Source organism: Lysobacter sp. Root916 (assembly GCF_001429785.1).
Classification (GTDB): domain Bacteria; phylum Pseudomonadota; class Gammaproteobacteria; order Xanthomonadales; family Xanthomonadaceae; genus Lysobacter.
The window spans coordinates 645,630-667,232 of the sequence record NZ_LMJF01000012.1; the positions used below are offsets into that span (position 1 = coordinate 645,630).

Sequence of the window (21,603 nt, forward strand, 5' to 3'; positions counted from 1 at the left end):
TCCTTGCTCAGGCCAACGGGACCAGCAGCGAATCCGTGCTGGGTTCGCTGGTGTGGGTGTAGTCGAGGCGCACGTACAGCTCGGCCTCGCGGCGTTCGAAGGCGACGTTGGTGACCAGCACGCGCGGTTCCCAGGCCAGCAGGCATTCCTGCAGCTGGCGCTTGACCAGGGTGGCCATGACGTCGTCGTTGGGGTCGTGCACCAGCGAGTGGATGCGGGTGCCGTACTCGCGCAGCATCACGCGCTCGCCGAAGCGCGTGGCCAGCAGCGCGCGGATGTTCTGGCGAATCTTGTCCTGACCGTTGGCGCGCTGCACGCCGCCGTCGGAAAGGGCGAAGGGAAAGGCGAAACCCATGACGTTGTCCATGTCGCTAGTGCTCCTCAGCTCAGTCCGACTTCGCCGGTTTGGGTGGCGGTTCCTATCGGCACGTTGCCGTTATCACGTACTTGCGACTGCACACCGGTCACGCGCGCGCCGACCACGTAGGCATGGACGACGTCGGCGATGGCCTTGGCCATCGCGTCGGCGGCGTCGTCGCCGCTCCATTCCTCGTCCACACCCTTCTGGAAATTGGTGCGCAAAGTCGCGGCCAGCGTCGATTCGAGCGTGTTGCGGTCCAGGGCCATGGCATCAGTCCAGGGGGCAGGGCGGCAGGGTGGGCAGCGCGGGCAACGCGGGCAGCGAAGGCGGCACGGGCAGCGGCGGCAGCGGCGGCAGGGTGATCGCGATCGGCAAGGTCGGCAGCGTCAGGCCCGGCAGATCCGGCAAGGCCGGCAACTCCGGCAGCGCCGGCAGCGAGGGCGGCATCGGCAGCGGCGGCAAGGGCGGCAGGGTGATCGCGATCGGCAGCGTCGGCAGCGCCAGTCCCGGCAGGGACGGCAACGCGGGCAGCGCCGGCATCGACGGCAACGCGGGCGGCAGCGGCAGCGGCGGCAACGGCGGCAGCGACAGCGGGATCGGCAGTTCGGGGAAGCTGCAGCGGCTCATGCGCGCGGTCTCCTCACTTCACCAGCACCGAAGCGCTGAAGTGCTGCTGCGGCACCAACATCGCGGGCGGCGTGGCCGGACCGGTCGGGCCCATCGCGGACGGATGGGTGTGGAACATGAACTGCTTCCACAGGATGTCGAACTGCTTGGCCAGCAGGGTCGGTTCGCTGGCGCCGGAACCCACCGATACCGTGGTGCCTTCGAGCAGGATATTGGCCGCGGTGATGCGCACGGTGTCGCCGGTGAGGTCGAGGCTGGCGCCGTCCTTGTTCATCAGCACCACGCCATCGGCGTTCATCGCCAGTACGTGGCCTTGCTCGGACATCAGCGAGGCTTCGCCCTTGTCGGCGTTGAGATAGAGCGTCGAGCCGCTCTTGTTCGACACCACCACGCTGCCCTTGTCGTCGATGGCCAGGAAGGAGTTGTCCTTGTGGCGGATCACGACCTTGGCGCCGCCGTCGGTGTCGTTGAGTTCGATGGTGTGGCCGCTGGCGGTCTGAATCACGCGGTTGTCGGGCGGCGTGACCCGACTCTCCTCCGGCGTCGCGGTCTTGGGGTACCAGGTGCCGACCCAGATCGCGAACTCGGGATCGCCGCCTTCGAACTCCACCCACACCTTGGCCCCCACCGGCGGCACGAAGAAGTGGCCGTAGGGGAAGCAGGGGCGCGCGTTGACCGCGAGCTCGGTGCCGAAGATCGCCGGCACGTTGACCAGGACGCAGCCTTGCTTGTCCGGGTCTTCGTTGCCGGTGACGGTGCCGCTGTATTTTCCGTACCAGCGTTCGGCGTGGCGGTGGATGGCGTTCATGGCGTCCTAGCGGGTGAGTTCGAATTCGGAGGTGTAGCCAGGCGACATCCCGCCGCCGGAACTGGTGCGCACCGTGTGCTTGACCTTGCGCACGTACCAGCGCCCCGCGCCCCAGCCGCTGATGCCGGTGACGTCGACCGCGCCCTTGGCGCGCAACATCACCGTCCCCACGCAGGCGCCGCGGGCGGTGAAGCCCAGCGCCATGGTCGGGTCCTGAGCGGCGTCGCTGGTCGCGCGCGCGGCGCTGGAGGGCGTGCCGGGGGTGAAGGTTTCAGGGCGCTGGCTTTGCGGCGTTTCGGTGGCTTCGCCGGCGACGCTGAGCGCGCTGTCCAGCGCGGGTCCGCCGGCTTCGGCGACAGTCTCGCTGGGCGCATGCGCGGGCTCGGCCGGCGGCGGCGGCGCGGTGGTGGTGACGGTGTCGCCGGTGAGCGGATCCACGGTCGCGGTGCTGCGTCGCGGCGAAGCGGCGCTGGCGGTGCGCTCGTAGGAGAAGCGGGTGATGCGCCCGGCCATGCCGGTGGCGGCCAAGGTGCCCATCGCCTCGCCCTCGGTCAGGCGCGCGAGCGGAATGAAATAGAACTTGGAGGCGCCGCCGTTGTATTCGACGAAGGCGCGGCAGGAGTAGCGACGCGCCAACAGCACGATGAAGTCCCAGTCGTTCTGGGTGGTCTGGCGCAGCGGCGCGGCTTCGGTGAACTCCGGATCCGGGCTGGGCTCGATCTGGCCGACCGCGATGCCGGTGGTGGGCTCGCGGGTGACGATGGCGCGCAGGATCGAACTCAGCGTGCCGACGTGGTGGGTGGCGCGGAACGGGCGCTTGCGGATGCGGTAGGACAGGTCCAGCGCGGTGATGGTGAGCTGCTTGGGATTGCAGCCCGCGGCCGCGTTCGCGATCTGGGTGACTTCGCCTTCGAACAGCACCGCGTGGTTCTCGCCCCAGCCCAGGTCGACCAGCAAGGTGTTGCCCTCGCGCGGCGCTTCGCTGCCGCTGCCGCTGGGGTCGTTGAGCACCACCACCGCCTTGTCGATCAGGCGATCGTTGTCCTCGACTTCGGCACTGCGCACGTTGGCGCTGATGTCGATGCCCTGCAGGTGCACGCGCTTGTACGGCTGGCGGCTGTCGCTCATGGCGCGTCCTCAGAAGCGCCGGTCGCGTTCGACCAGACCCGGGGCGCTGCCGCCGGAGGCGATGTCGAGCTTGTCGCCCGGGCGCCACTCCAGCGGGAAACGCAGCGGATTGGCGTCGGCCAGGCGCCACCAGCCTTCGCTGGAGCCCTGATAGCGCCATGCCAGATACTCCAGCGACTCGGCGCCGGTGACCAGGTGCGCATAGCGCGCCGAACTGGCGGGCACGCTCTCATGGCGGCGGATCGGCAGGCCGGTGCGCGGCTCGCCGTCGGCGTCGGGCGCTTGCATCGGCGCCAGGCGGGCGTATCGCGATCGTGCGGAAACGGGCATGGAGGCTCCTGCTCAGAGATCGAAGATGTGTTTGATGACCGACGCGCCCGGCAGCACGTTGACGTAGTCCATGCCGTAGCCGGAGCGGCCCATGGTTCGGGCGACGTTGACGTAGCGCTCGATGGTTTCGACCAGCGGCGAAATCGCCTTGGTCTGCTGCTTGAGGCTGACGCTGATCTCGGCGCGCGCCGGCGATGTATCGGCGTTGAAGCGGGTGATCTTGATGCTCAGGTTTTCCATCACGCAGTCGGTGTTGATGCCGCCGTAGATCAGCGTGCACAGCGGCGGCGCGAAGGTCTTTTCGAAGCCGCTGCTGATCCACTCGACCAGGCTGCCGACGTCGACGCCGGGATTGACGAAGGAGCGCAGCAGGGCCAGGTCCGGCGAGATGTCGCCGTCGTAGAGGTTGCCCACGTCCGAGGTCGAACCTTCCGGGCGCACCGCGCCGTCGAGCACGAAATCCAGGGCGAAGGTGCGGGCCTCACCGCAACCGGCCTCCAGCGGATGCGTGCGCACCAGCTGCGGTCCGAACTCCTTCAGGTCCTCGAGCGCGCCGGCCGGCGCGGTCGCCAGCTTCACGTACCAGGGCTGGCTGGCGCTCATCGCCGCGGAGGTCTTGTCGAAGGCCCAATTGCCGAAGTTTTCGACGTCGGTGTACTTGTAGGCGCGCTTCTCGGTCAGCGCCTCGGGATTGAATTGAAAGCGAAACACCAGCGGCGGCAGGCTGTTCCAGCAGGCGAGGTATCCGTAGGCCATGGCGCGTCTCCGGTTCCGTGGGCTCAGGCGGTGATCAAGGCGGGGTCGTCGGAACCGCGCTGGGCGAGTTCGCGCTGATAGGCGAGCAATTGCGCGTACAGCACTTCGGGTGCGGGCAAGGCGGCGACCGGGCCGTCGCCGCCGGCCACCGTGGCCGCGGTCAGGTCGATGATCACTTCCTGGATTTCGATCGAGGCGCGCGGGCGGTCGACGGCTTCGCCGACGATGCGGCCGGGGATGGAGTCGCCGGCGGTGGCCGGGGTGCTGGAGAACTGGCGGGTGATCTGATCGAGCAGCGTGGCCAGGCCGTTGCCGGACAGCCATTGCTCGTAGGCGCGCGCGATAGCTTCCAGGCCCGTCTCCGGGCGCTCGCGCACCGCGCGTTCGGCCTCGGCGAAGGCGCCGGCGAATTCGGCCGAGCGCTGGCGCACCGCGTTCAAGTTGGTGGCGTAATCGCTGCGGCTGCGGTCCAGTTCGGTCGAGATCAGTTGATCGAAGCGATCCGACAACAGGCCGAAGCCAGTGGCGACGCTGCCGGCCAAGTCGCGCACGCCGTCGAGCAGGCCGGTGCGCAGCGCATCCATCTGCGCGCGCAGGCTCACCAGCGCGGCGGGCGGCGCGGCCAACGCGGCCGGATCGGGCATGGCCGGCATCAGGGTCGAAGGCAACGTGGTCGAAGGCGTGATCGGGCCCGGCAAGGGCAGGGCGGCGGCATCGGTCAGGGCCTTGATCTGGGTGCCGGTCAGCGGTGCGCTGACCGGGGTGCCACCCGCGCTGGTCGATTTGTCGCGCAGCAGTTCGTACAGCGGCGGCAGCACCGCCGGCAGCACCTGGATCAGGTGGGTGATCAAGCGGAACACGCGCAGGTCGCTGAAGCGCGCAAGCACGATGAACAAGGTGTCGACCAACCAGCGCAGCATGCCGTTGACGGTGCGCTGCAGGCCGCCGGCCAGGAACTGGAACACCGCCAGCGCGCCTTCCAGCACCGTGCCGGCGATATCGAACAGGCTTCCCAGGATGCCCTGGACCATCTGGCCGATGACCTGGGCCAGCCCGGCGGCCAGGCGTGCGACCACGCCTAGCAGGTCGAACACGGTCACCAGCACCACGCCGCGCAACAACAGCACGTTGCGCACCAGGAACTGCAGGATTTCGACCACCGCCAGCTTGAAGGTGTCGAGCTTGTCGAACAGCAGGGCGATGCTGCCCACCAGCATGGGCACCAGGATGATCAGGCCGTTGATGATGCGGGTCACGCCGCCTACGGTGGTCTCCACCGACTGCAGCATGGCCATCCAGCGCTCGTGCTGCGGCGTCAGCGAGGCCTGCAGTCGCTCGGGCGCGGGCGAGCCGCCGCCACTGCCGCCGCCGCTGCCGGCGGCCTCGAACAGGCCGGTGAGCAGATTCAGGATTTCGCGGAACTCGCCGATCTGATCGGTCAGGGGCGCGCCCGCGACCGTGGCGGTCGGCTCGGCGTCGGCCGCCGCCACCGCGGCCTCGGTCGGCGTGAGCGCTTTGCCGGCGCCCTTCTTGGCGGCCGCGGCGGGCTTCTTGTCGTCGCCGCCTATGCCCAGGCGCTTGAGGATGTCCTGCAGCTTGGTGACGATGGAATCGATCTTCCAGATCATCACCGGCAAGGCCACGCCCGCGATGGTGCCGCCGATCAATCCGCCGAACAGGCCGCCGAAGAAGCGGCCGATGCCGCCGAGCAGGCCTTCGAAGAAGCCGGCCACGCCACTGCTGGCGACCAGGTCGCGCAGGTTGTTGACGTGCACCAGCAAGGCGCCGCCGCGCATCGGCGGCGCGCCGAAGCGGCCGCTGGGCGTAAACGCCTCGGCGAAGGCGAATCCGGCATAGCGCGCGGTCGCCTGCGCCACCTGTTCCAAGGTGCCGCGCAGGCCCTTCAGCTGGGTCAGCATCAGACCCATCTGGGTGACCATATCGTCGGAGGCGTGGTCGTCGGCCATGGCTCAGGCTGCTCCCGCTGCGATCTGATCGAGTTGGCGCCGGCCCTCGGCGTAGGCCTGGCCGATCGCGTCGCGGAAATGCTGGGCGAGGTCGCGCACCAGCGATTCGTCATGGGCGCGGTCGTGCGCGCGCAGGGTCAGGCGCGGCACCCGCACCCGGCCCAGGCGCGCGCGGCGCGCCAGGATGTGCGGCGAGGTCGGGGTGAGTTCGACGTAGCTTTCCTCGCCGGCCATGGCGCGCTCGCGCCACCAGCGCCGCATCTCGCCGATGTAGAGCGGGATCGCCGCTTCGATGATGCGGAAGCCGTTACCGGCCAGCCAGCGTTCGAAGGCGCCGATCGGCGCGGTGTGGATGCGGTCGCCGAGGGCGCGGATCTGGTCGTTGTAGAGACCGTTGGCCAGCCCGGCCGACTCGCGCGCGAACTCCTGCATGCGTCCGGCCGGGCCGGTGCGGGCGAAATCGGTGGCGGTGCGCGAGAACACCTCGCCCAGGTCGGCGAGGCTGCGCGACACATTCTCGAACAGGCCGCGCACATTGGCGCCCAGGGCGCGGCCGAAATCCCGCACCTCGCGGCCCAGCACGCCCGGCGGGACGCCGAACAGCAGGTCGTAGAAGTTGGGCATGCGCTTGATGCGCGGCTTTTCGGTCTCGACCATCGGCCCGCCGGTATCGGCAAACAGCGCATCGACGATCTGGTCGATCAGGTTCAGGTCGTGCAGCAGACTGGCGCGCAGCGCGGCCAGTTTGCCCCCGACCCAGGGCACGTCGTTGATCACCGGCATGAAGGCGGTGGAGACGATGGTCGCGCGTGCGGTGTTGATGCCGGCCTTGGCCGCGCCCCACAGGGTCCAGTTGATCGCGGTGCCGGCCGCATCGATCACCTGATTGACGGTCAGCGTGACTCCGATCATGTCGATCAGCATCGCGGTCGGGCCCATAAAGGGCTTGACCAGCTCCAGCAGATCGAAGGCCAGGATCTCGTCGATCATGTGGAACACGATGTTGACGATGATGATCACTTCGTTGACCTGCTGGCGCAGGCCGTGCAGGAAGCGCTGCAGCGCGAACAACGCCACTTCCAGGTAGATGCGCGCGACCACGGCGAAGTAGTTGATGCTCCACTGCAGCATCGTGGCCATGGCCCCGACCAGGGCCGGCACCTCGCGCAGCATCTTGGGCAGGGACTCGAAGAAGAACGCCAGCACCTCGCGGCGCAGGCGGAACACCCGCGCTTCGATGCCGCGCAGCGCATTGACGATGGTCAGACGGATGCGCAGCCAGATCGCGTTGGCGAGGGTGCGGATCCAGTCCGGAATGATCGGCAGGATCAGCATCACCGCGGTGAAGCCGCGCAGCACCGTATCGAGCATGTTGTCGCCGCCGCCCATGCCGGCCGGCGCGGGCGCCGCCGCCGCGACGGCGGCGCTGGGCGTGGCCGCGGCGGCGCCCCCGGCCGCGCCAGCGGCGCCGGCCGGGCCATCGAACAGGACTTTGGCCTTGGCAAAGTCGCCGACGATGTTGCGCAGCTGGCCGGTGCTGGTGGTCAGACCGCGCCACGCCATGCCGAGCAGGCCGAACAGATCCGAGGCGCGCGCATTGCGCGGATCGAAGGTGGAGGCGCGCGGGTCGGCCAGGCGGTCGACGGAATCGGCGATCGCAGTGACGATGCCCTCGATCGCACCGAGCAGGTTCGGCAGGATCATCTCGTCCTCGACCGCCTGCGGGATGCGGGTGAAGCCGCGCCCGAAGGCCACGAACGGAGCCGCCCAGGTCGCGCCGGCGCTGCGGTAAGGACGCAACGCGCCGTGCTGCTGGGCGTCGATGGCCACCGACAGCGCGGCGCCTTCGAACAGGAAGATCGGGAACGCGCGGGTGCGTCGCTCGAGTTCGCCCATGCGCTCCAGGCGCTGAGTCAGCCAGCGTTGCAGCGCCGCGGACAGGCCGCCGATGCGGCGGCGTTGGCTGTCGAAGGCGGCCAGCCAGTCGGAGGCGAGCGGGATCAGATCGATGGGCATGATCGTCAGCTCGCCGGCGCCAGGTAGGTCTGCTCGCGCAGCAGCCGGGTCAGGTCGTTGCCGATATTGCGCAGCGAAACCGCGTCGCCGCCGGGGCAGCGCACGGTGATCTTGCGCACGACCGGACGCAGGCGACCGTTGTCGGGCAGATCGCGCACCGGGAAATCAGGGTCGCGCGCGGGCACGTCGCGGCCGTAGACCTCGCGGTCGAGGCGGTCGAACGCGTCCAGCAGGTCGGGCACGCGGATGCGCACCTGCGCGGGCAGGATGCGCGCGACCACGGTGTAGAGCAGGTCGCGGTAGCGCAGCTCATGGGTGCGCAACTGCTCGAAGGCTTCATCGGGCGTGTCGACGCCGAACTCCTGCGCCATCAGCGCCGGTTCGCCGCGGAACACGCTCGCCGGCGGCGCCATCAGCTGCTGCGCCAGTGCGTCGGTGGCCGGGTCCAGCGCGAACGGCGCCGCCATGTCCACGTCGAACTCCGGGCCCCAGGGCGTGGACAGGGTGATGCCGCCACGCGCCGCGCCGACCATGCGCTTGGCCATGTCCATGCTGGGCGTGGGCGGCGCCACCAGCATGCCGCTGAGGACGCGTGCCGGGGCCAGCGCGCTGCTGATCGCTCCCGGGCTGGCGGACGAGGACGGCGGCGGCGCGGCGGCCGGCGGCGCCGCCGGGGCGGCCGCGCCGGTGCTGGCGAAGATCTTGCGGACCTCGGTCACCACGCGTGCGGCCGCGCGGAACTGGCGGATCAGCGGGATGTCCTCGATCAGTCCGCGCGCGGCGGACACCGACAGATCGATCGAGGCGCGGGTCTCGTTGGCGATCGAGCCGAAACCGTCCTTCAGCGCTATCGCCATCTGCGCCAGCATCGCACCCGCGCCTGCGATCAGGTGCCGCGCCATCGCCATGACGTGGTCGATCATGCGCGTCAGGATCGCCATCGGCGACGCTTCCGGATCGGCGCCTTCGAGGGCGGCGACCGTGCCTTCGCCGATACGCTTAACCACCTCCCAGATGCCCTTGCCGAATTCGATCAGGGCGTGGAACTGCATCGCGGTCGGCAGGATCAGCCTGCCGAAGCGGGTCAACAGCCAGGCCGCGGCGCCGATCAGTTGCGCGAACAGCGCGGCGACGCGATCGACCAGCTCCAGGATGCCGCGCAGCAGCGGGTTGCGGATCGCCTCGCGCGGACCGGTGAGCAGGTTGATGAAGCGCGTGAGCGCCTGGATCGCGCGGGTCGCGTCGCCGACCAGCTCGTAGGCCATGACCAGGACGCCGTTGGCGCCCTGCGCGGCTGCGACGATGGCGACGACGAAACCGCCTAGCAAGGCCAGCGGAAACAGGATCGCCGCGGCCGCGGTGCCCAGGCCGGTGAACTCGGCCAGGAAGATCGGGCTGTAGAGAATCGTGAGCAGGCTGGCCGCGATCGCGCACATCGATTCGCGGATCTTCACGTACAGATACATGACGATGCCGCTGGGGCTGATGAACATGCCGACGGCCATGCCGGCCATACCGGCCACCGGTTCGAGCAGGTTGGGGCCGGTCTGGCCGCCCTTGGACTGCGCGCGCGCCTCGCGGTAGCGCTCGCCCAGCGCGGTGATGTTGGCGATCACCACGCGCAGGCGGCTATCCAGCCGCGGCAGACGCACGCCGAACCATTCCACCAGGAAGGCGCCGCGCGCGCGGTCCATCACCACGGCTTCCAGCCGCAGTACCGCGTTCCATCGCTCGAACGCCGTGGCCATACCGGCCAACGGCGCAGAGAGCGATGTGAGTAGCAGCCCGATGGGCATTCAACGGCTCCAATTCAACGACCTGCGGTTCAACGTCCTCGGGACGATTCGATCTCGGCGTTTTCCCGCTCGATCTGCTCGATCAGCAGACGCGCGAAGCTGCGTCGGTCCTCGGTGGGCATGTCCATCAACTCGGCGTGCGGCCAATGAAGGTGGTAAGCCAGAAAGAACACCTCGCGACGCAAATCCTCGAGCGTCAGTCCAATGCCAAAAAATGGGACAGGTCCAGGCTGGCCTTGAACTCGTGGCCGCAGGCCGGGCACTCCAGCGCGCGTATCAGATCGACGCCGGGCGCGGCCGAGTTGAGCGCCCGGTCGATCAGGCGCCGGTCGGTCATGGTCAGCTCGGCCAGCAGCTTCGGCCCGATCGCGTTGAGCCGGTGCTGCGGCACGTCGCCCAGCGACTTCAGGCAGCGGGCGAGCAGCGCGTTCTTGCCCAGCGAGGCGTTCTTGCGCATCTGCGGCGCCACCGCCGACTCGTCCGCGCCGGTGGGCAGCCGCATCACCATCGCGTGGTGGGCCACGCCCTGGTTGTCGATGTAGCCGTCCTCCAGGCGGATGCGGATCTCGCCCGCCGATTCCTCTTCCGGCATGCGCCGCACCGGCAGGGCGTCGAGCTCTTCGGTGACCTCGTGGCTGTGGCCGCAGGACGGGCACTTGTAGCTCGCCTGCAGCTCGTTGCCGAAGGTCGCGCCGCGCAGTCGCAGCAACAGATAGTTGCGGTCGGCCGAGTACATTTCCGCGACCACAGACGGGCCGGTGGACTTGAGCTCGCCCAGGCCGACGATGCAGCTGGCCAGCAGTTCGGTGACCAGCTTGCCGCCGTTACGCTGGTTCTGCGGATCGGCCAGGATCGCCTCGTCGCGGCCGGTCATCTTGCGCAGCATGCCGTGGCGGTGCAGGCGGCCTTCGTCGTCGTAGACGCCGATCGGCAGCTCGAACTCGTAGGTGCGGTGGGTCGTGCTCGGCGGCGGCGCCAGCGGGACCTCGCGCAGTGCGGTGGCTTCGGTTCTCATTCGACACGCTCCAGTCCTTCGTGTTCGAGGACGATGGTCTGCTTGAAGTGGTTGGTCGACCCGGCTTCCAGGTCGGTGAACTTCGACGACTTCACCCAGGCCCCGTAGAAGGCGAAGGTCAGCACGTCGGCGCCGTTGTGGCGCTTGACGATCATTCCGTCGCGACGCGGGACGGAGCCGCCCTGATCGTCGCGATTGAGCTTGAAGCACTCCTGGAACCAGTCCTTGAAGCGCTGGTCCTCCGGACTGCCGTCGACGTACCGCTCGATCGTGAGCGAGTCGAACTTGACCTTCGCGCCGGCGGTCTTGAACACCCGGAACGAACCGCCGTGCGGCTGTTCCACGGTTTCAATCTCGCCTTCGCTGAGTCCGCCGATCTTGCTCACGCCGGGGCTTTCGCGCCCGTCGATCACCAGTACGAACTCGCTCGCGCGATAACTTTCCCAAATGTCTCCGACTTGTGGCATGACGCCCTCCTGCGTGCGCTAGTGATGAGTTCAAGCTTCGGCCGCGGCGGCCCCGGAGGGCTGCTGGCCGACGGTGATGACGATGGTTTCCGCCGGCTTGGACGGATAGAAATAGACTTCGACGTTGAGCAGGCCCTGATCGACCTGGTCCGGCGGATTGTTCGAGGCGTCGCAGATGACGGTGAACACTTCCTCCGGCGAACCCGTGCCGAACGCGCCCTGCCGCCAAAGCCCCAGCAGGAAGGGGTTCACCGCATTGAACTTGACGGCGTTCCACAGCGAGCTGCGGTTCGGCTCCTGGCGCACCCAGCGCAGGCCGTTCTTCAGGCTGCTCTTGACGAAGTTGAAGAGCAGGCGCACGCCGACGTACATCCAGCGTGGATCGGTGCTGAGCGTGCGCGAGGAATCGATCACGATGCCGGCGCGCGGGATCGCGCGGATGCCGTTGACGCTACCGTCCTTGACCAGCTGGGTGTGCTCGGCGTCGGTGAGGCGGTAGGTGACGTCGAGCACGCCGGCCAGGTTGGCCTCGTCGCCCGCCGGCGCCTTCCACACGCCGCGCGAGCGCTCGACGCGCGCGAACACGCCCAGCACATGCCCGACCGGCGGCAGGTTGCGACGCGGGTTGTCGCCCACGCCGGCCGGATCGGCGATGGTGATCCACGGCGCGTACAAGGCGCCGTAGGCCTTCTTGGCCTGGAAGGACTGGCCGTAGGCGACCGCCTGGCCGGCCTCGGTGAAGCCTTCCGGCACCGCGCCCACGTACATGCAATCGCCGCGGTTCTCGCAGTAGGCCAGGGCGGCGGCAACGATGCCCGGATCGGTGCGCTCGCAGGTCAGCAACTGCACGTCGTGCGGATCGAAGGCGAAGAAGCCGCTGCGGACCGAGGCGTCGCCGTTGAAGTGCGCCGACGTCGGCGTGCCGTCGCGACCGGCCGCCAGCGGCGTCCAGGCCAGCACCGCGGGACGGTCGGCGCCGACCGCGCTGGCGCTGAGCATGTCCTCGGCGACGACGTAGCGCGAGCCGCGGATGGTGTCGTTGATGCGCGCCGGCGCGTAGTTCGGCGTGTCGGCTTCCATCGACAGGTCCGACCAGGTCTCGCGCACGTTCTCCGCTTCGGTCCCGCCTTCGGCCACGGTTACGGTGAAGCGCAGGTTGCGCACGCGGATGTTCTGCGCGGTCCAGCCGGCGATGCCGGCGATCGGCGGTCCCCAGGTGACCGCGCCGGTCAGCGGGTTGCGCGACAGCAGCTTGACCATGGCGGTGTTGGCCGGCACGGTCGGGTCGAAGACCTCGATCGCGTCGCCGAGGTCGAAGTCCTCGGTGCGGCGCAGGGTGGCGCCGTTGGTGGCCACCGCGCTGGCCGTGCCCGGCACCGCCGCGGCGATCGCGAAGCCCAGGGTCGCGTTGGCGGCGATGACCTGGATCGACGTCCAGCCGTCGCTCAGCCGTGCGACTTCGCCGGTCGAGGTCAGCACCAGGTTGCCCGGGCCGGTCAGAGACGCGACCACCCGGCTCTGGCGGCCGTTGATCGCGTCGCGGATCTGCTGCGGGGTGGCGTTGGCGGCGCCGCCCGGGAAGTCGGCGGGCAGGAAGGTGATCACGGTGTTGTCGGGCGAGCCGTCCACGCGCAGCGTCAGGCTGGGGAGGGTGCTCATGTCGACCGGCGCGACCATGGCCACCGTGCCGGTAATGGTGGCAGCCGCGGCTTCGCGCAGGCGGGTGGTGGTGGGCGTGGAGCGCGCCACCCGCACCTGCAGGCCGTTGCCCCAGCTGCCCGGGTCTTCGGTGCCGCGGAAGCCGGCCGAGATCCGCAGCGTGTCGGCGGGGCTGCCGTCGCGCAGCGCCAGCGTGCCCGGCGCATGGCCGGTGGCGGGGTCGTCGGAGACCACCCGATTGACGTAGGCGACCTGGCCGCCGTTGTCGAAGTAGCCCTTGACGAGATACGCGCCCAGGCCTCCCGGGAAATAGCCGCCGAAACGCTCGACGAAGCGAGCGTAGGAATCGACCATCACGGCCTGATTCGGCGTGCCGCGCCGGGTCAGGATGTTGAAGCCCGCGATGGAGGTGGGGGCGGCGGCCAGTACCGGCGCGCCCGTTCCGTCGACTTCCCGCACATTGATGCCGATGAAGCTCATGATTCTTTCTTCCTCTTGGGTGGTTGCGGGGGCCGCGCGGATCCATCGGCGGCACCCTGGCCGCGCCTGCGCGGAGTGATTGCGTTGCCGGCGGCCTCGGCGGCCTCCGGCGGCGTTGCGCTGCGTACCGCCAGCGCCTTGCGGTTGAGCAGATAGGTCAACTGCGGCGACGCCAGCGCGGCGGCGTCGAGCTCGAGGCTCTGCCCGGCCGCGAGTACGTGCACCGACGAGCCCAGATGCAGCTCGACCGGCTGCGAGCGCGTATTGATCAGGCGGACGCGTTCGCTCGCCTTGTCTTCAGCCATGGCCGGACTCCTTCCAATCGATGTGGTTGACCAGGCCCTGCACCGGCTGCACCGACGACGGCGCGTCGTGGTCCTGCCACGCGTACACGCGGCAATACAGCCGCTGACGCGGTGCGGGGTCGAGGTGGGGGTTGTATTCGTAGGCCGGCGGCATCTGGGTCTCGATCGACCACGGATGCGCGGCCACGCGCAGCGCGCCGCGCGGGCCGATTTCGCGCAGCAGGAAATCCATCACCGCGCCCTGGTCGGCGCGTTCGGCGGCGACGGCCTCGATCGCGTACGCCGCCTCGAACGCGTTCGGCGCGGGGCGCACGCGGTAGCCATCGGCGACGAAATCGCAGCGTTGCGCGCTGCCGACGCTGCGCTCGGCGAGATTGCGCACGTCCATCGGCACGATCGCGATGCAAGGGTTGGTCGCGGGCCACGGTCCGCCGGCGCTCACCAACTCGGCCGGCACCGGTATGCCGCCCAGGCTGGTGCGCTCGTGCAAACGCGCCAGCAAGGCCTGCTCCAGATCGGCGAGCATGCTCGGCCGCACCGCCAGCGCCTCGTCGATGGCGACGCTATAGCCCTGGCCGGCATCGATGCAGTGCAACTGCGCGACCGTGACCGCGCCGCGCACCGCGGCCGGCAAGTCGGCCAACGAAAAGCGCACCACGTCCCAGCCCGCGCCGCCGCCGACCGGCACGCGCCGATGCCAGGTGTTGCCGGGCGCGCCGATCGGCAGGGCGACGCTGCCCAGGCGCAGTTCCAGATAGAAGCCGGGCGCGGAGCTGCGATCGCCGCGCAGGACCAGCCGCAGTTCGTCGTAGTCGTCCAGGTCCAGCGCGGCCAGCGGACGCCGCGCGATGTGGTCCAGCGAGGCCGCGCTGTAAGCCAGGGTCAGGCTGCGATGGTCGCCGCTGGGCGTGTCGCCGAGCAGGTCCTCGGCCACCGCGATCTGCGCCGACGGCGTCACGCCATCGCCTTGCAGGGTCTGCCAGCCGGCGAGTTGGGTGAAGGCGGCGAGCGTCAGCGACGGCACGGGCGACTCTCCTGCATCCTTGCGTGAGCGGACGTCATGTCAGCCGGCGCCTCGACAGTTCCTGCAGCACGCCGTCGAGCTCGTCGGCGCTGGCGGTGCAGCGGTAGCGGTCGCCGGTGCTGCTGGCGCTGAGCATCTCGACCAGGCCGCGTTCGCGCATCCAATCCAGCGCATCGAGCAAGGCGCGCCCGTCGACCACGGTCTGTTCGCGGAACCACCACATGGCGATTCCCTCCGCGGTATCGGAACTGTTCGGATTCACCCGCAGGTAGCGGGCGAGCGCTCTTACGATCGCTAGCATTTCGGGGTAGTCGTCCATGCGTCCCAGCCTTGGACTGAAGAGCGCAAGTCGCGTGCCAACGCCGTTGGTATCGCAAACGATTGATTCCAAACGGTTGCGGGTCGCGGCCTTGGCCGGCATCGGTGCTGCTTTGTCCTGCGCCCGCGCCGCGCCGATGCGGCGAAAGCCTGCTGCGACGCGCTGTAAGGGGTAGGGCGTTTTTGTCCTGGAAAGCGGACGAATCCGACCGGGTGCGGTGGCGCTGCGCTCGTGCGCGGTTGCCGCGCGAACGAATTCCACGCGAACGGCTCGCGCACGGACCGATTCGGCATGGTGCGGGCGCAGCGCTTCGCCGGCGCCAGGCGCCGTGGTGATCGAGGTGGAAGTCATCAGGAGGCGTCGTTGAAGCGGCGGGTGTCGATCTGGTGTTTGCGGACCAGCTCGAAGAACGCGCGTCGGTTCTTCTTGGCCGCGTGGGCGGCGTGGGTGAGGTTGCCGTGGTGCAGGGCCAGCAGGGTTTCGATGTACTGCCGCTCGAAGCGTTCGACCACACGCTTCTTGGCCGACTGGAAGGACTCGCCGGCCAGTTCGCCGCTGCCCGCGTCCGCGTCGGCGTCCAGATCAGGATCGATGTCGATGTCGTCGGCGCCTATGCTGTCGCCCGTGGCCAGCAGCACCGAGCGTTCGATCACGTGGCGCAGCTCGCGCACGTTGCCGGGCCAGTCGTGGGCCAACAGCTTCTGCAGCGCCTCGGCGGTGAGCCGGCGGCCGTCTCCGCCGCCGTGGGCCTGATCGAACTGGTGGACGAAGTGGCCGGCCAGCAGTGCGATGTCCTCGCGCCGCTCGCGCAGCGGCGGCAGCGCGATCGGCAGCACGTTGAGGCGGAAGTACAGGTCCTGGCGAAAACTGTTCTGGCGCGCTAGCACGCGCAGGTCGCGGTTGCTGGCCGCGATCACCCGCACATCGGAGCGCTGCACGGCGTTGCAGCCGACCGGGCGGTACTCCTGCTGTTGCAGGAAGCGCAGCAGCTTGCCCTGCGCAAGCAGGGGCAGGCAGTCGATATCGTCCAGGAACATGGTGCCGCCCTCGGCCTCCTTGACCAGGCCGTGGCGGGAGCTGTGGGCGGTGGTGAACGCGCCTTTGACGTGGCCGAACAGCTCGCTCTCGATCAGCTCCACCGGCACCGCCGCGCAATTGACCGCGACCCAAGGTCCGGCCGAGCGCCGCGACAGATAGTGCAACGCCTGCGCGCAGATCTCCTTGCCGGTTCCGGTCTCGCCGACGATCAACACGCTGGAATCGCTGCCGGCGATCACCGGCAGGCGCTCGGCGACCTTCGCGCACGCATCGCTGGCGTAGAGAAATCCGCGTATGTGGGGCGATCGTCCTAGCGCTGCGCCGTGCGGCATACATCACTCCTTCCTTGGTTCGCCGAATCTATGCAGCTGGTCGCTGCCGGCCTGCCTGGCCGTCCGCCGTTCGGGGTACTGGAAAAAGAACGGCGATGGAACGCGCGACCGGACACGCGATTTTTTTCCAGCGCGCGGCCGGTGTCGCGCGACTCTTGCGTTCGCGCGCGGCATGCGCACGCGACGACGCAATGAGACTCGCGCTGTCTTGAGATGCGCGCGTTGCGCGCTGCTAACCTGTTAGCGCGCCGGCCGCGAACGCCCGTCGTGGCTATCGCTGCGCGTCGTGCGGCGCCGTCGCGCGAGTCGCGGCGACGCGTGATCCATGCGCGATGGAACTGTCGCGGCGATCGGGCCGGTCGCGACGGAGCGATCCGAACCGCGCGGCGCTCACCGCTCGGGTCGTACGGACATGCAAACCTTCGCGACGATCTACAAACCGAAGCTGCGGCCCTGCGCGCCGCGTTGGAAACTTCGTCGCATGAGTGGGTGCGCGGGTGCGAAGAACGTCGATGACCTGGGCGCGATGGACGGTCGCCGCCTGGACGCTACGCTCGCAGGTTAGGACGTCGCTTGCGCGGCGCAGCGGGGTTGGCCGACAGCCGGGCCGCGCGCCGTGTTGGCCGCACAGTTGTTCGGCGGGCGGCGCCCGTGGCGGCGGATCGGCCTGCAAGGCCCGAACCTGCTCGGCGATCAGATTCCGGCCTTCGGCCGTGCCCGCCCAGGGGGCGGCCAGGTGCGGGGGTGCGCAACCGGGTCCGGGTTCTCCTGGACCCGCCGGCGCAGCTCGGTCTCCGGGGCTCGGCCGCCGCGGGCGGCAGGGCAGCACGCAGGCAGACGGGGGCGGCGGACGACCCAGGGCGCGGGGCGGGCAGGTGGGGCTGCGAAGGCGGCGGGGCGGGACGACCGGCGGAGGCCCCGGTGGGGTCCGGAGCGGTGCGCCAAGGGCCCGGTCGCTGCCGGCCGCCATCGCGCGAAGCCCGTCCCTGCTGGCTCTGAGCCATTTCGGCCGGTCGGCCGGGCCTACCCCTCGCCGCGGCATTTCCCGACACCGGACCGGGCGGCGGCCCGACGGTCCTGGGCCGGCGGTTATACTTCACTATCTATCGCCCGCTTTCGGCGACAACTTAAGGACCCGCATCCTCATGGCACGTGGCATCAATAAGGTCATCCTGGTCGGCAACCTCGGCAACGACCCCGAAACCAAGTACACCCAGGGCGGCATGGCCGTGACCACGCTCAGCCTGGCTACGACCAGCGTGCGCAAGGACAAGGACGGCAATACCCAGGAGCGCACCGAGTGGCACCGGGTCAAGCTGTTCGGCAAGCTCGGCGAGATCGCCGGCGAGTACCTGCGCAAGGGCCGCCAGGTCTACATCGAAGGCTCGATCCGCTACGACAAGTTCACCGGTCAGGACGGTGTCGAGAAGTACTTCACCGATATCGTCGCCGACGACATGCAGATGCTCGGCGGCCCGGGCGGCGAGGGCGGTGGCGGCGGTGGTGGCGGCGGTCGCGAATTCCGCGGCGGTGGCGGTGGCGAGCGTGCCGCGCGTCCTGCCGGCGGTGGTGGCGGCGGTGGCGGCTACGGTGGTGGCGGTCGCCAGGAATCTGCCCCGCGCCGCGATGCGCCCCCGGCCAAGTCCAACGACTTCGGCGACGACTTCGCCGACGACGACATCCCGTTCTAAGAAACACATCTCTGATTTTTCGAGAGATGGAACGAAGAAGCCCTCTATCCAAGAGGGCTTCTTCTTATTGGGCAGTTCAAAAACCGTGGCGGAGTCAATCGATCCGATCCGCGAGATCGTGATGCCCTAAGTGACGCTTGAATGTTTTCGCTGGACAGCGATAGCCGAGTGTTGCGCGGGTCGATAGTTCAGCCGTTTGGCGATGGCATCCAGTTGGCGCTGGCTGTAGATGGACAGATCGGTCCCCTTCGGTACGTACTGCCGTAGCAAGCCATTGCTGTTCTCGCAGCTCGCGGATGCTCCGTTGCCAGGGCTGTGCGGGGTCGACGAAGCAAATTGCCAGGCCGGTGCGTTGTGGCAGGAGGCGATGTAACGCCATCTCCTTGCCTTGGTCGTAAGTCAGGGTTTGTCGGGCAGACTCAGGCAGCGGAACAGACACCTTGGCGAACCCCTCCAGCGCCGCCTGCGCCGAACAGCCCGCCATCCGAACCAAGCTCACATACAGCGTGGTGCGCTCGACGAGCACGCCGACCGCCGAGCGGTTGCGCCTGCCTTTGATGAAGTAGTCTTCCTAGTGGCCTGGGATCATACGTGCGTCCGTCTCCGCTGGGCGTACGTGGATGCTGGCTAGATCCGCCAGCTGGCCACGACGGTTCGCGCCCTGGCCGCGTGGACGGTGGGCGTATTTGCGCTGGCGCAGCAATTGCACCGGCTCGCGCCGCATGGCGCCTCGAGCCGTGGCGTCAATCGCGGTATAGATTGTTTCGCGCGTCACCCGCCACGCCGGCCGATCAGGGAACCGTCGGTGCAGTGTGCGACTGACCTGTTGCGGTGACCGGTCTTCGCTCAGCAGGTGAAGTACCCGCGATCACAAGGCTGCTCCCGGTGTAGCTTGCGCGGCCGACGCGGCACGTGCCGCGTCGGCCGCGCGCGTTGACCCGCGAGTGTGGCGTCGTGCGGCAGCCGGGCCGACGCGTGTACGGCTGCGCCGATGGATGGGTTTGCTCGCGTGGGATGAGCCGGTTCCTGCTGCGAGTCGGTCAGGTCGCCGTGAGAGCAAGAGTAAGCACCGTTCCGCCGAAGAAAAGTAAGTAGTTGCCAAAGGTTTCGCGCACAAGTATTCCAATGAGCTACTGTGTCGCTTGAGAGGACCTCTCACGTGATGGGCGTTCTTTAGGAAATTGATCCGTCGATAGGAGCCCGTCGAGCACTGCCGGTAGGCCGCATACGCCTCGGTACGGGCAGTCTCGACAATTTCATGCGGCTGTATGCGTCCCTTTCGAGCGACTTCAACCTGCAGGGCTTCCCACGGCAACGACGGCAGCAACTTCCGGATGCTTTCCCGCAAGTTGGCGTCAGCTAGCGACTCGGATGGCACCGCGCCGAGACCTTCCGCGACACGCCACATCGTCCACATGGTGAGCTTGCGTTCGCCGCGTTCGATTGAGGCGTAACGCCATGAACACCTATTTGGAAATGCACGCGAAAGTTGCCAAAGGACTTTTGCAGCGTTGCCTTTGGTGTCGTGCTTCCGAATTGACGACCCTCACAAATTTTGCGAAAGTCGAGGCGGGGTAGTTAAGCAAGTCGAACAAAGGGGTCAAACAGGGCTGCCTTAGCGCGCTGCGGGTGCTGCGGTGCTGCGGGTATTGCTTACGAGCCAGGTAAAAGGGGCGGCTGTCTCACGCCGCGTCTCGGAGGCAACGTATCCCAAATACGTGCGGTGCCTGATTCTTCGTGTGTTCGAGTGGTTGCGATAGGCGTCGCAGCCAGTGGTGCTTATTTTTCGTTGCTGATGCAAGGACAGGGAAATGTCATGCGGGGAGTCAATCGGCTTGCTCATCTGAGTCCGCATCAAAGCGACATTTACTTCGATCAGATTCGCCGTCCGCAAAGCCCCTGCTACAACGTAGGCGGCTATCTGAAGCTGGGTGCTGTCGATACGGCACGGCTTGCCAAGGCGCACAGCGACCTGGTGATGGAGCATGACGCGTTCGGTCTACGGATTTTTTGTACCGACGACGATGTGGCGCAAGGTGTCGTGCACGAGCGCACGACAGTGCTGCAACAAGTGGATCTGTCGTCTGAGGCGCGCCCTTCGATGGCGGCGGAAGTCTGGATTCGCCAGCTTTTCGCCACGCCACTGGCGTTCGAGAACACGGAGATGTTCAAGGCGGCGCTCATACGATTGAGCGATTCCGAATATTGGTACGTGGGTATCGCCCACCATCTGGCGGTGGATGGCTGGGGCTTCGCCAACTGGGCGCAGGCGCTGGCGAGGTACTACAACGGCGAAGCGGCAGCGCAGGTGTCGAGCTGCGTGAGCGTTGCGGCCGAGCAGCATGCCTATCTGGGAACCGAAAGATACCTGCGCGATCGGGACTATTGGGCGCAGCAATGCGCAACGTTGCCGGAGCGTTTGCTTCAACCGTTTTACGCAGGCAGCGCCGGCGATGCGCCGACCCGCAGTTTCCGTGTCACGCAGCAGGTGTCGTCCGACACATTCGCATGCGTGGAGCAGCTCGCTTCGCATTTGGGGGTGGGGCCGCATGCGGTGTTGCTGGGGGCGCTCGGGGCCTGCCTTGGACTGACATACCGACAGCCGGACGTGCTGATTTCCGTCGCGGTGCACAACCGTCGCGGCGCCGCGCAGAAGCAGCTTATCGGCGCATTTTCGGGCGTCAGTCCGTTGCCGTTGAAACAGGTCGCCGGCTCGCGCTTTTCGGATCTGGTACGCCAGGTTGCGAGCAGTCAAAAGGCGCATTTTCGTCATCAGCGCTATCCGCACGGCGACTTGCTGCGCGATCTGGGCCGGGCCGGTGGCCATGCCTTGCTGGGCGATGTCGGGTTCAGTTATCTCAAGGTCGACAGCGCGCTGGAAATCGAGGGCTGCGGACTCGAACTGACTTATGTCAGTCATGAGAGCGAAAGAACGCCGTTGATGGTCACCGTATGGGACGTCCGTGCGAACGGCGACGTCGCGGTGCATTTCGATTGCAACGAGGCTTATTTCACCCGCGATGAGGCCACGCTGCTCGCCCAGCGTTTTGCGAAAGCCCTGAAGCTGGCGGTGCTCTCGCCCGATGCCGTGCTCGTTCCGGCGGATATGCTGCTGGATGGAGAGCGCGAACGCGTCCTGGAACAGTTCAATGCCACCGAGGCCGCCTATCCGCGCGACGCCCTGATCCACGAGTTGTTCGAGCAGCAGGCGGCTACGCAGCCGGATGCGGTGGCGGTGGTTTACGAAAACCACCGTCTGACGTACGGCGAGCTCAATGCGCGCGCGAACCAGCTGGCGCACGAACTGATCGCGCGCGGCGTGCGGCCGGATGATCGCGTGGCGATCTGCTGCGAACGCAGCTTCGACCTGGTGGTCGGCCTGCTGGGCATCCTCAAGGCCGGCGGCGCCTACGTGTCGCTGGACCCAGCCTATCCGGCCGAACGGCTGGCCTTCATCCTGCAGGACAGTTCGCCCCGGCTGCTC

The 21,603-nt window shown here is 68.1% G+C and carries 21 protein-coding genes; 2 read left to right on the top strand and 19 right to left on the bottom strand.

What is annotated here, in order from left to right; genetic code table 11:
* Positions 1-7: 7 nt before the first annotated feature.
* Genes ASE35_RS12445 through ASE35_RS12525 form a run of 18 tightly spaced genes read right to left on the bottom strand, consistent with a single transcriptional unit; the run spans position 8 to position 16,428 of the window.
* A complete protein-coding gene (locus tag ASE35_RS12445) occupies positions 8-367 on the bottom strand; it encodes a GPW/gp25 family protein (protein WP_056183113.1) in 360 nt (119 codons plus the stop codon).
* 14 nt (positions 368-381) lie between these two features.
* Entirely contained in the window at positions 382-627 is a 246-nt protein-coding gene (locus tag ASE35_RS12450; RefSeq protein ID WP_056183116.1) for a hypothetical protein, read from the bottom strand.
* A 4-nt stretch (positions 628-631) separates the two neighbouring features.
* On the bottom strand, positions 632-988 hold the full coding sequence (locus ASE35_RS12455; RefSeq protein ID WP_057163998.1) for a hypothetical protein: 357 nt from the start codon (positions 986-988) through the stop codon (positions 632-634).
* A 13-nt stretch (positions 989-1,001) separates the two neighbouring features.
* Positions 1,002-1,796 (bottom strand): phage baseplate assembly protein V, encoded by a 795-nt coding sequence (locus ASE35_RS12460; protein WP_056183123.1) that lies wholly within the window; start codon positions 1,794-1,796, stop codon positions 1,002-1,004.
* 6 nt (positions 1,797-1,802) lie between these two features.
* Positions 1,803-2,924: a hypothetical protein gene (locus ASE35_RS12465; RefSeq protein ID WP_056183126.1), complete on the bottom strand. Its 1,122-nt coding sequence runs from the start codon at positions 2,922-2,924 to the stop codon at positions 1,803-1,805.
* A gap of 9 nt (positions 2,925-2,933) precedes the next feature.
* Positions 2,934-3,254 carry a hypothetical protein gene (locus tag ASE35_RS12470; protein ID WP_157489433.1) on the bottom strand — a complete coding sequence of 107 codons (321 nt, stop codon included), beginning with the start codon at positions 3,252-3,254 and terminating at the stop codon, positions 2,934-2,936.
* Positions 3,255-3,266: 12 nt separating this feature from the next.
* The gene (locus ASE35_RS12475; protein ID WP_056183133.1) at positions 3,267-4,010 is read right to left on the bottom strand and encodes a hypothetical protein; all 744 of its coding nucleotides are present in this window, start codon (positions 4,008-4,010) and stop codon (positions 3,267-3,269) included.
* Between the two features lie 23 nt (positions 4,011-4,033).
* The gene (locus ASE35_RS12480; protein ID WP_057159965.1) at positions 4,034-5,977 is read right to left on the bottom strand and encodes a hypothetical protein; all 1,944 of its coding nucleotides are present in this window, start codon (positions 5,975-5,977) and stop codon (positions 4,034-4,036) included.
* A 3-nt stretch (positions 5,978-5,980) separates the two neighbouring features.
* Positions 5,981-7,993: a hypothetical protein gene (locus ASE35_RS12485; RefSeq protein WP_057163999.1), complete on the bottom strand. Its 2,013-nt coding sequence runs from the start codon at positions 7,991-7,993 to the stop codon at positions 5,981-5,983.
* 5 nt (positions 7,994-7,998) lie between these two features.
* The gene (locus tag ASE35_RS12490; RefSeq protein ID WP_157489434.1) at positions 7,999-9,789 is read right to left on the bottom strand and encodes a hypothetical protein; all 1,791 of its coding nucleotides are present in this window, start codon (positions 9,787-9,789) and stop codon (positions 7,999-8,001) included.
* Positions 9,790-9,818: 29 nt separating this feature from the next.
* On the bottom strand, positions 9,819-9,962 hold the full coding sequence (locus ASE35_RS22050; RefSeq protein WP_200944040.1) for a hypothetical protein: 144 nt from the start codon (positions 9,960-9,962) through the stop codon (positions 9,819-9,821).
* 23 nt (positions 9,963-9,985) lie between these two features.
* The gene (locus tag ASE35_RS12495; RefSeq protein ID WP_056183149.1) at positions 9,986-10,804 is read right to left on the bottom strand and encodes a hypothetical protein; all 819 of its coding nucleotides are present in this window, start codon (positions 10,802-10,804) and stop codon (positions 9,986-9,988) included.
* Positions 10,801-11,271 carry a phage tail protein gene (locus ASE35_RS12500; protein ID WP_056183152.1) on the bottom strand — a complete coding sequence of 157 codons (471 nt, stop codon included), beginning with the start codon at positions 11,269-11,271 and terminating at the stop codon, positions 10,801-10,803. Before ASE35_RS12500 ends, ASE35_RS12495 begins: the two co-directional genes overlap by 4 nt.
* A gap of 30 nt (positions 11,272-11,301) precedes the next feature.
* Entirely contained in the window at positions 11,302-13,410 is a 2,109-nt protein-coding gene (locus ASE35_RS12505) for a phage tail sheath subtilisin-like domain-containing protein (RefSeq protein ID WP_057164001.1), read from the bottom strand.
* Complete coding sequence (locus ASE35_RS12510; RefSeq protein ID WP_056183159.1) at positions 13,407-13,715, bottom strand: hypothetical protein; 309 nt, start codon at positions 13,713-13,715, stop codon at positions 13,407-13,409. The genes ASE35_RS12505 and ASE35_RS12510 overlap by 4 nt, the downstream gene beginning before the upstream one ends.
* The gene (locus ASE35_RS12515; RefSeq protein WP_057164002.1) at positions 13,708-14,739 is read right to left on the bottom strand and encodes a hypothetical protein; all 1,032 of its coding nucleotides are present in this window, start codon (positions 14,737-14,739) and stop codon (positions 13,708-13,710) included. Before ASE35_RS12515 ends, ASE35_RS12510 begins: the two co-directional genes overlap by 8 nt.
* 34 nt (positions 14,740-14,773) lie before the next feature.
* Positions 14,774-15,409: a hypothetical protein gene (locus ASE35_RS21205; protein WP_157489435.1), complete on the bottom strand. Its 636-nt coding sequence runs from the start codon at positions 15,407-15,409 to the stop codon at positions 14,774-14,776.
* Positions 15,409-16,428: a sigma-54 dependent transcriptional regulator gene (locus ASE35_RS12525; RefSeq protein ID WP_056183168.1), complete on the bottom strand. Its 1,020-nt coding sequence runs from the start codon at positions 16,426-16,428 to the stop codon at positions 15,409-15,411. Before ASE35_RS12525 ends, ASE35_RS21205 begins: the two co-directional genes overlap by 1 nt.
* Positions 16,429-17,573: 1,145 nt before the next feature.
* Between ASE35_RS12525 and ssb the strand changes: the two genes are divergently transcribed.
* Positions 17,574-18,119 (top strand): single-stranded DNA-binding protein, encoded by a 546-nt coding sequence (gene ssb / locus ASE35_RS12530; protein WP_057159960.1) that lies wholly within the window; start codon positions 17,574-17,576, stop codon positions 18,117-18,119.
* Between the two features lie 94 nt (positions 18,120-18,213).
* On the opposite strand, the gene ASE35_RS21210 is transcribed toward ssb, so the two are convergent.
* Entirely contained in the window at positions 18,214-18,645 is a 432-nt protein-coding gene (locus tag ASE35_RS21210) for a hypothetical protein (protein ID WP_157489436.1), read from the bottom strand.
* 1,290 nt (positions 18,646-19,935) lie between these two features.
* Between ASE35_RS21210 and ASE35_RS12535 the strand changes: the two genes are divergently transcribed.
* A partial coding sequence (locus ASE35_RS12535; RefSeq protein ID WP_162259054.1) for a condensation domain-containing protein occupies positions 19,936-21,603 on the top strand: 1,668 nt, incomplete at its 3' end.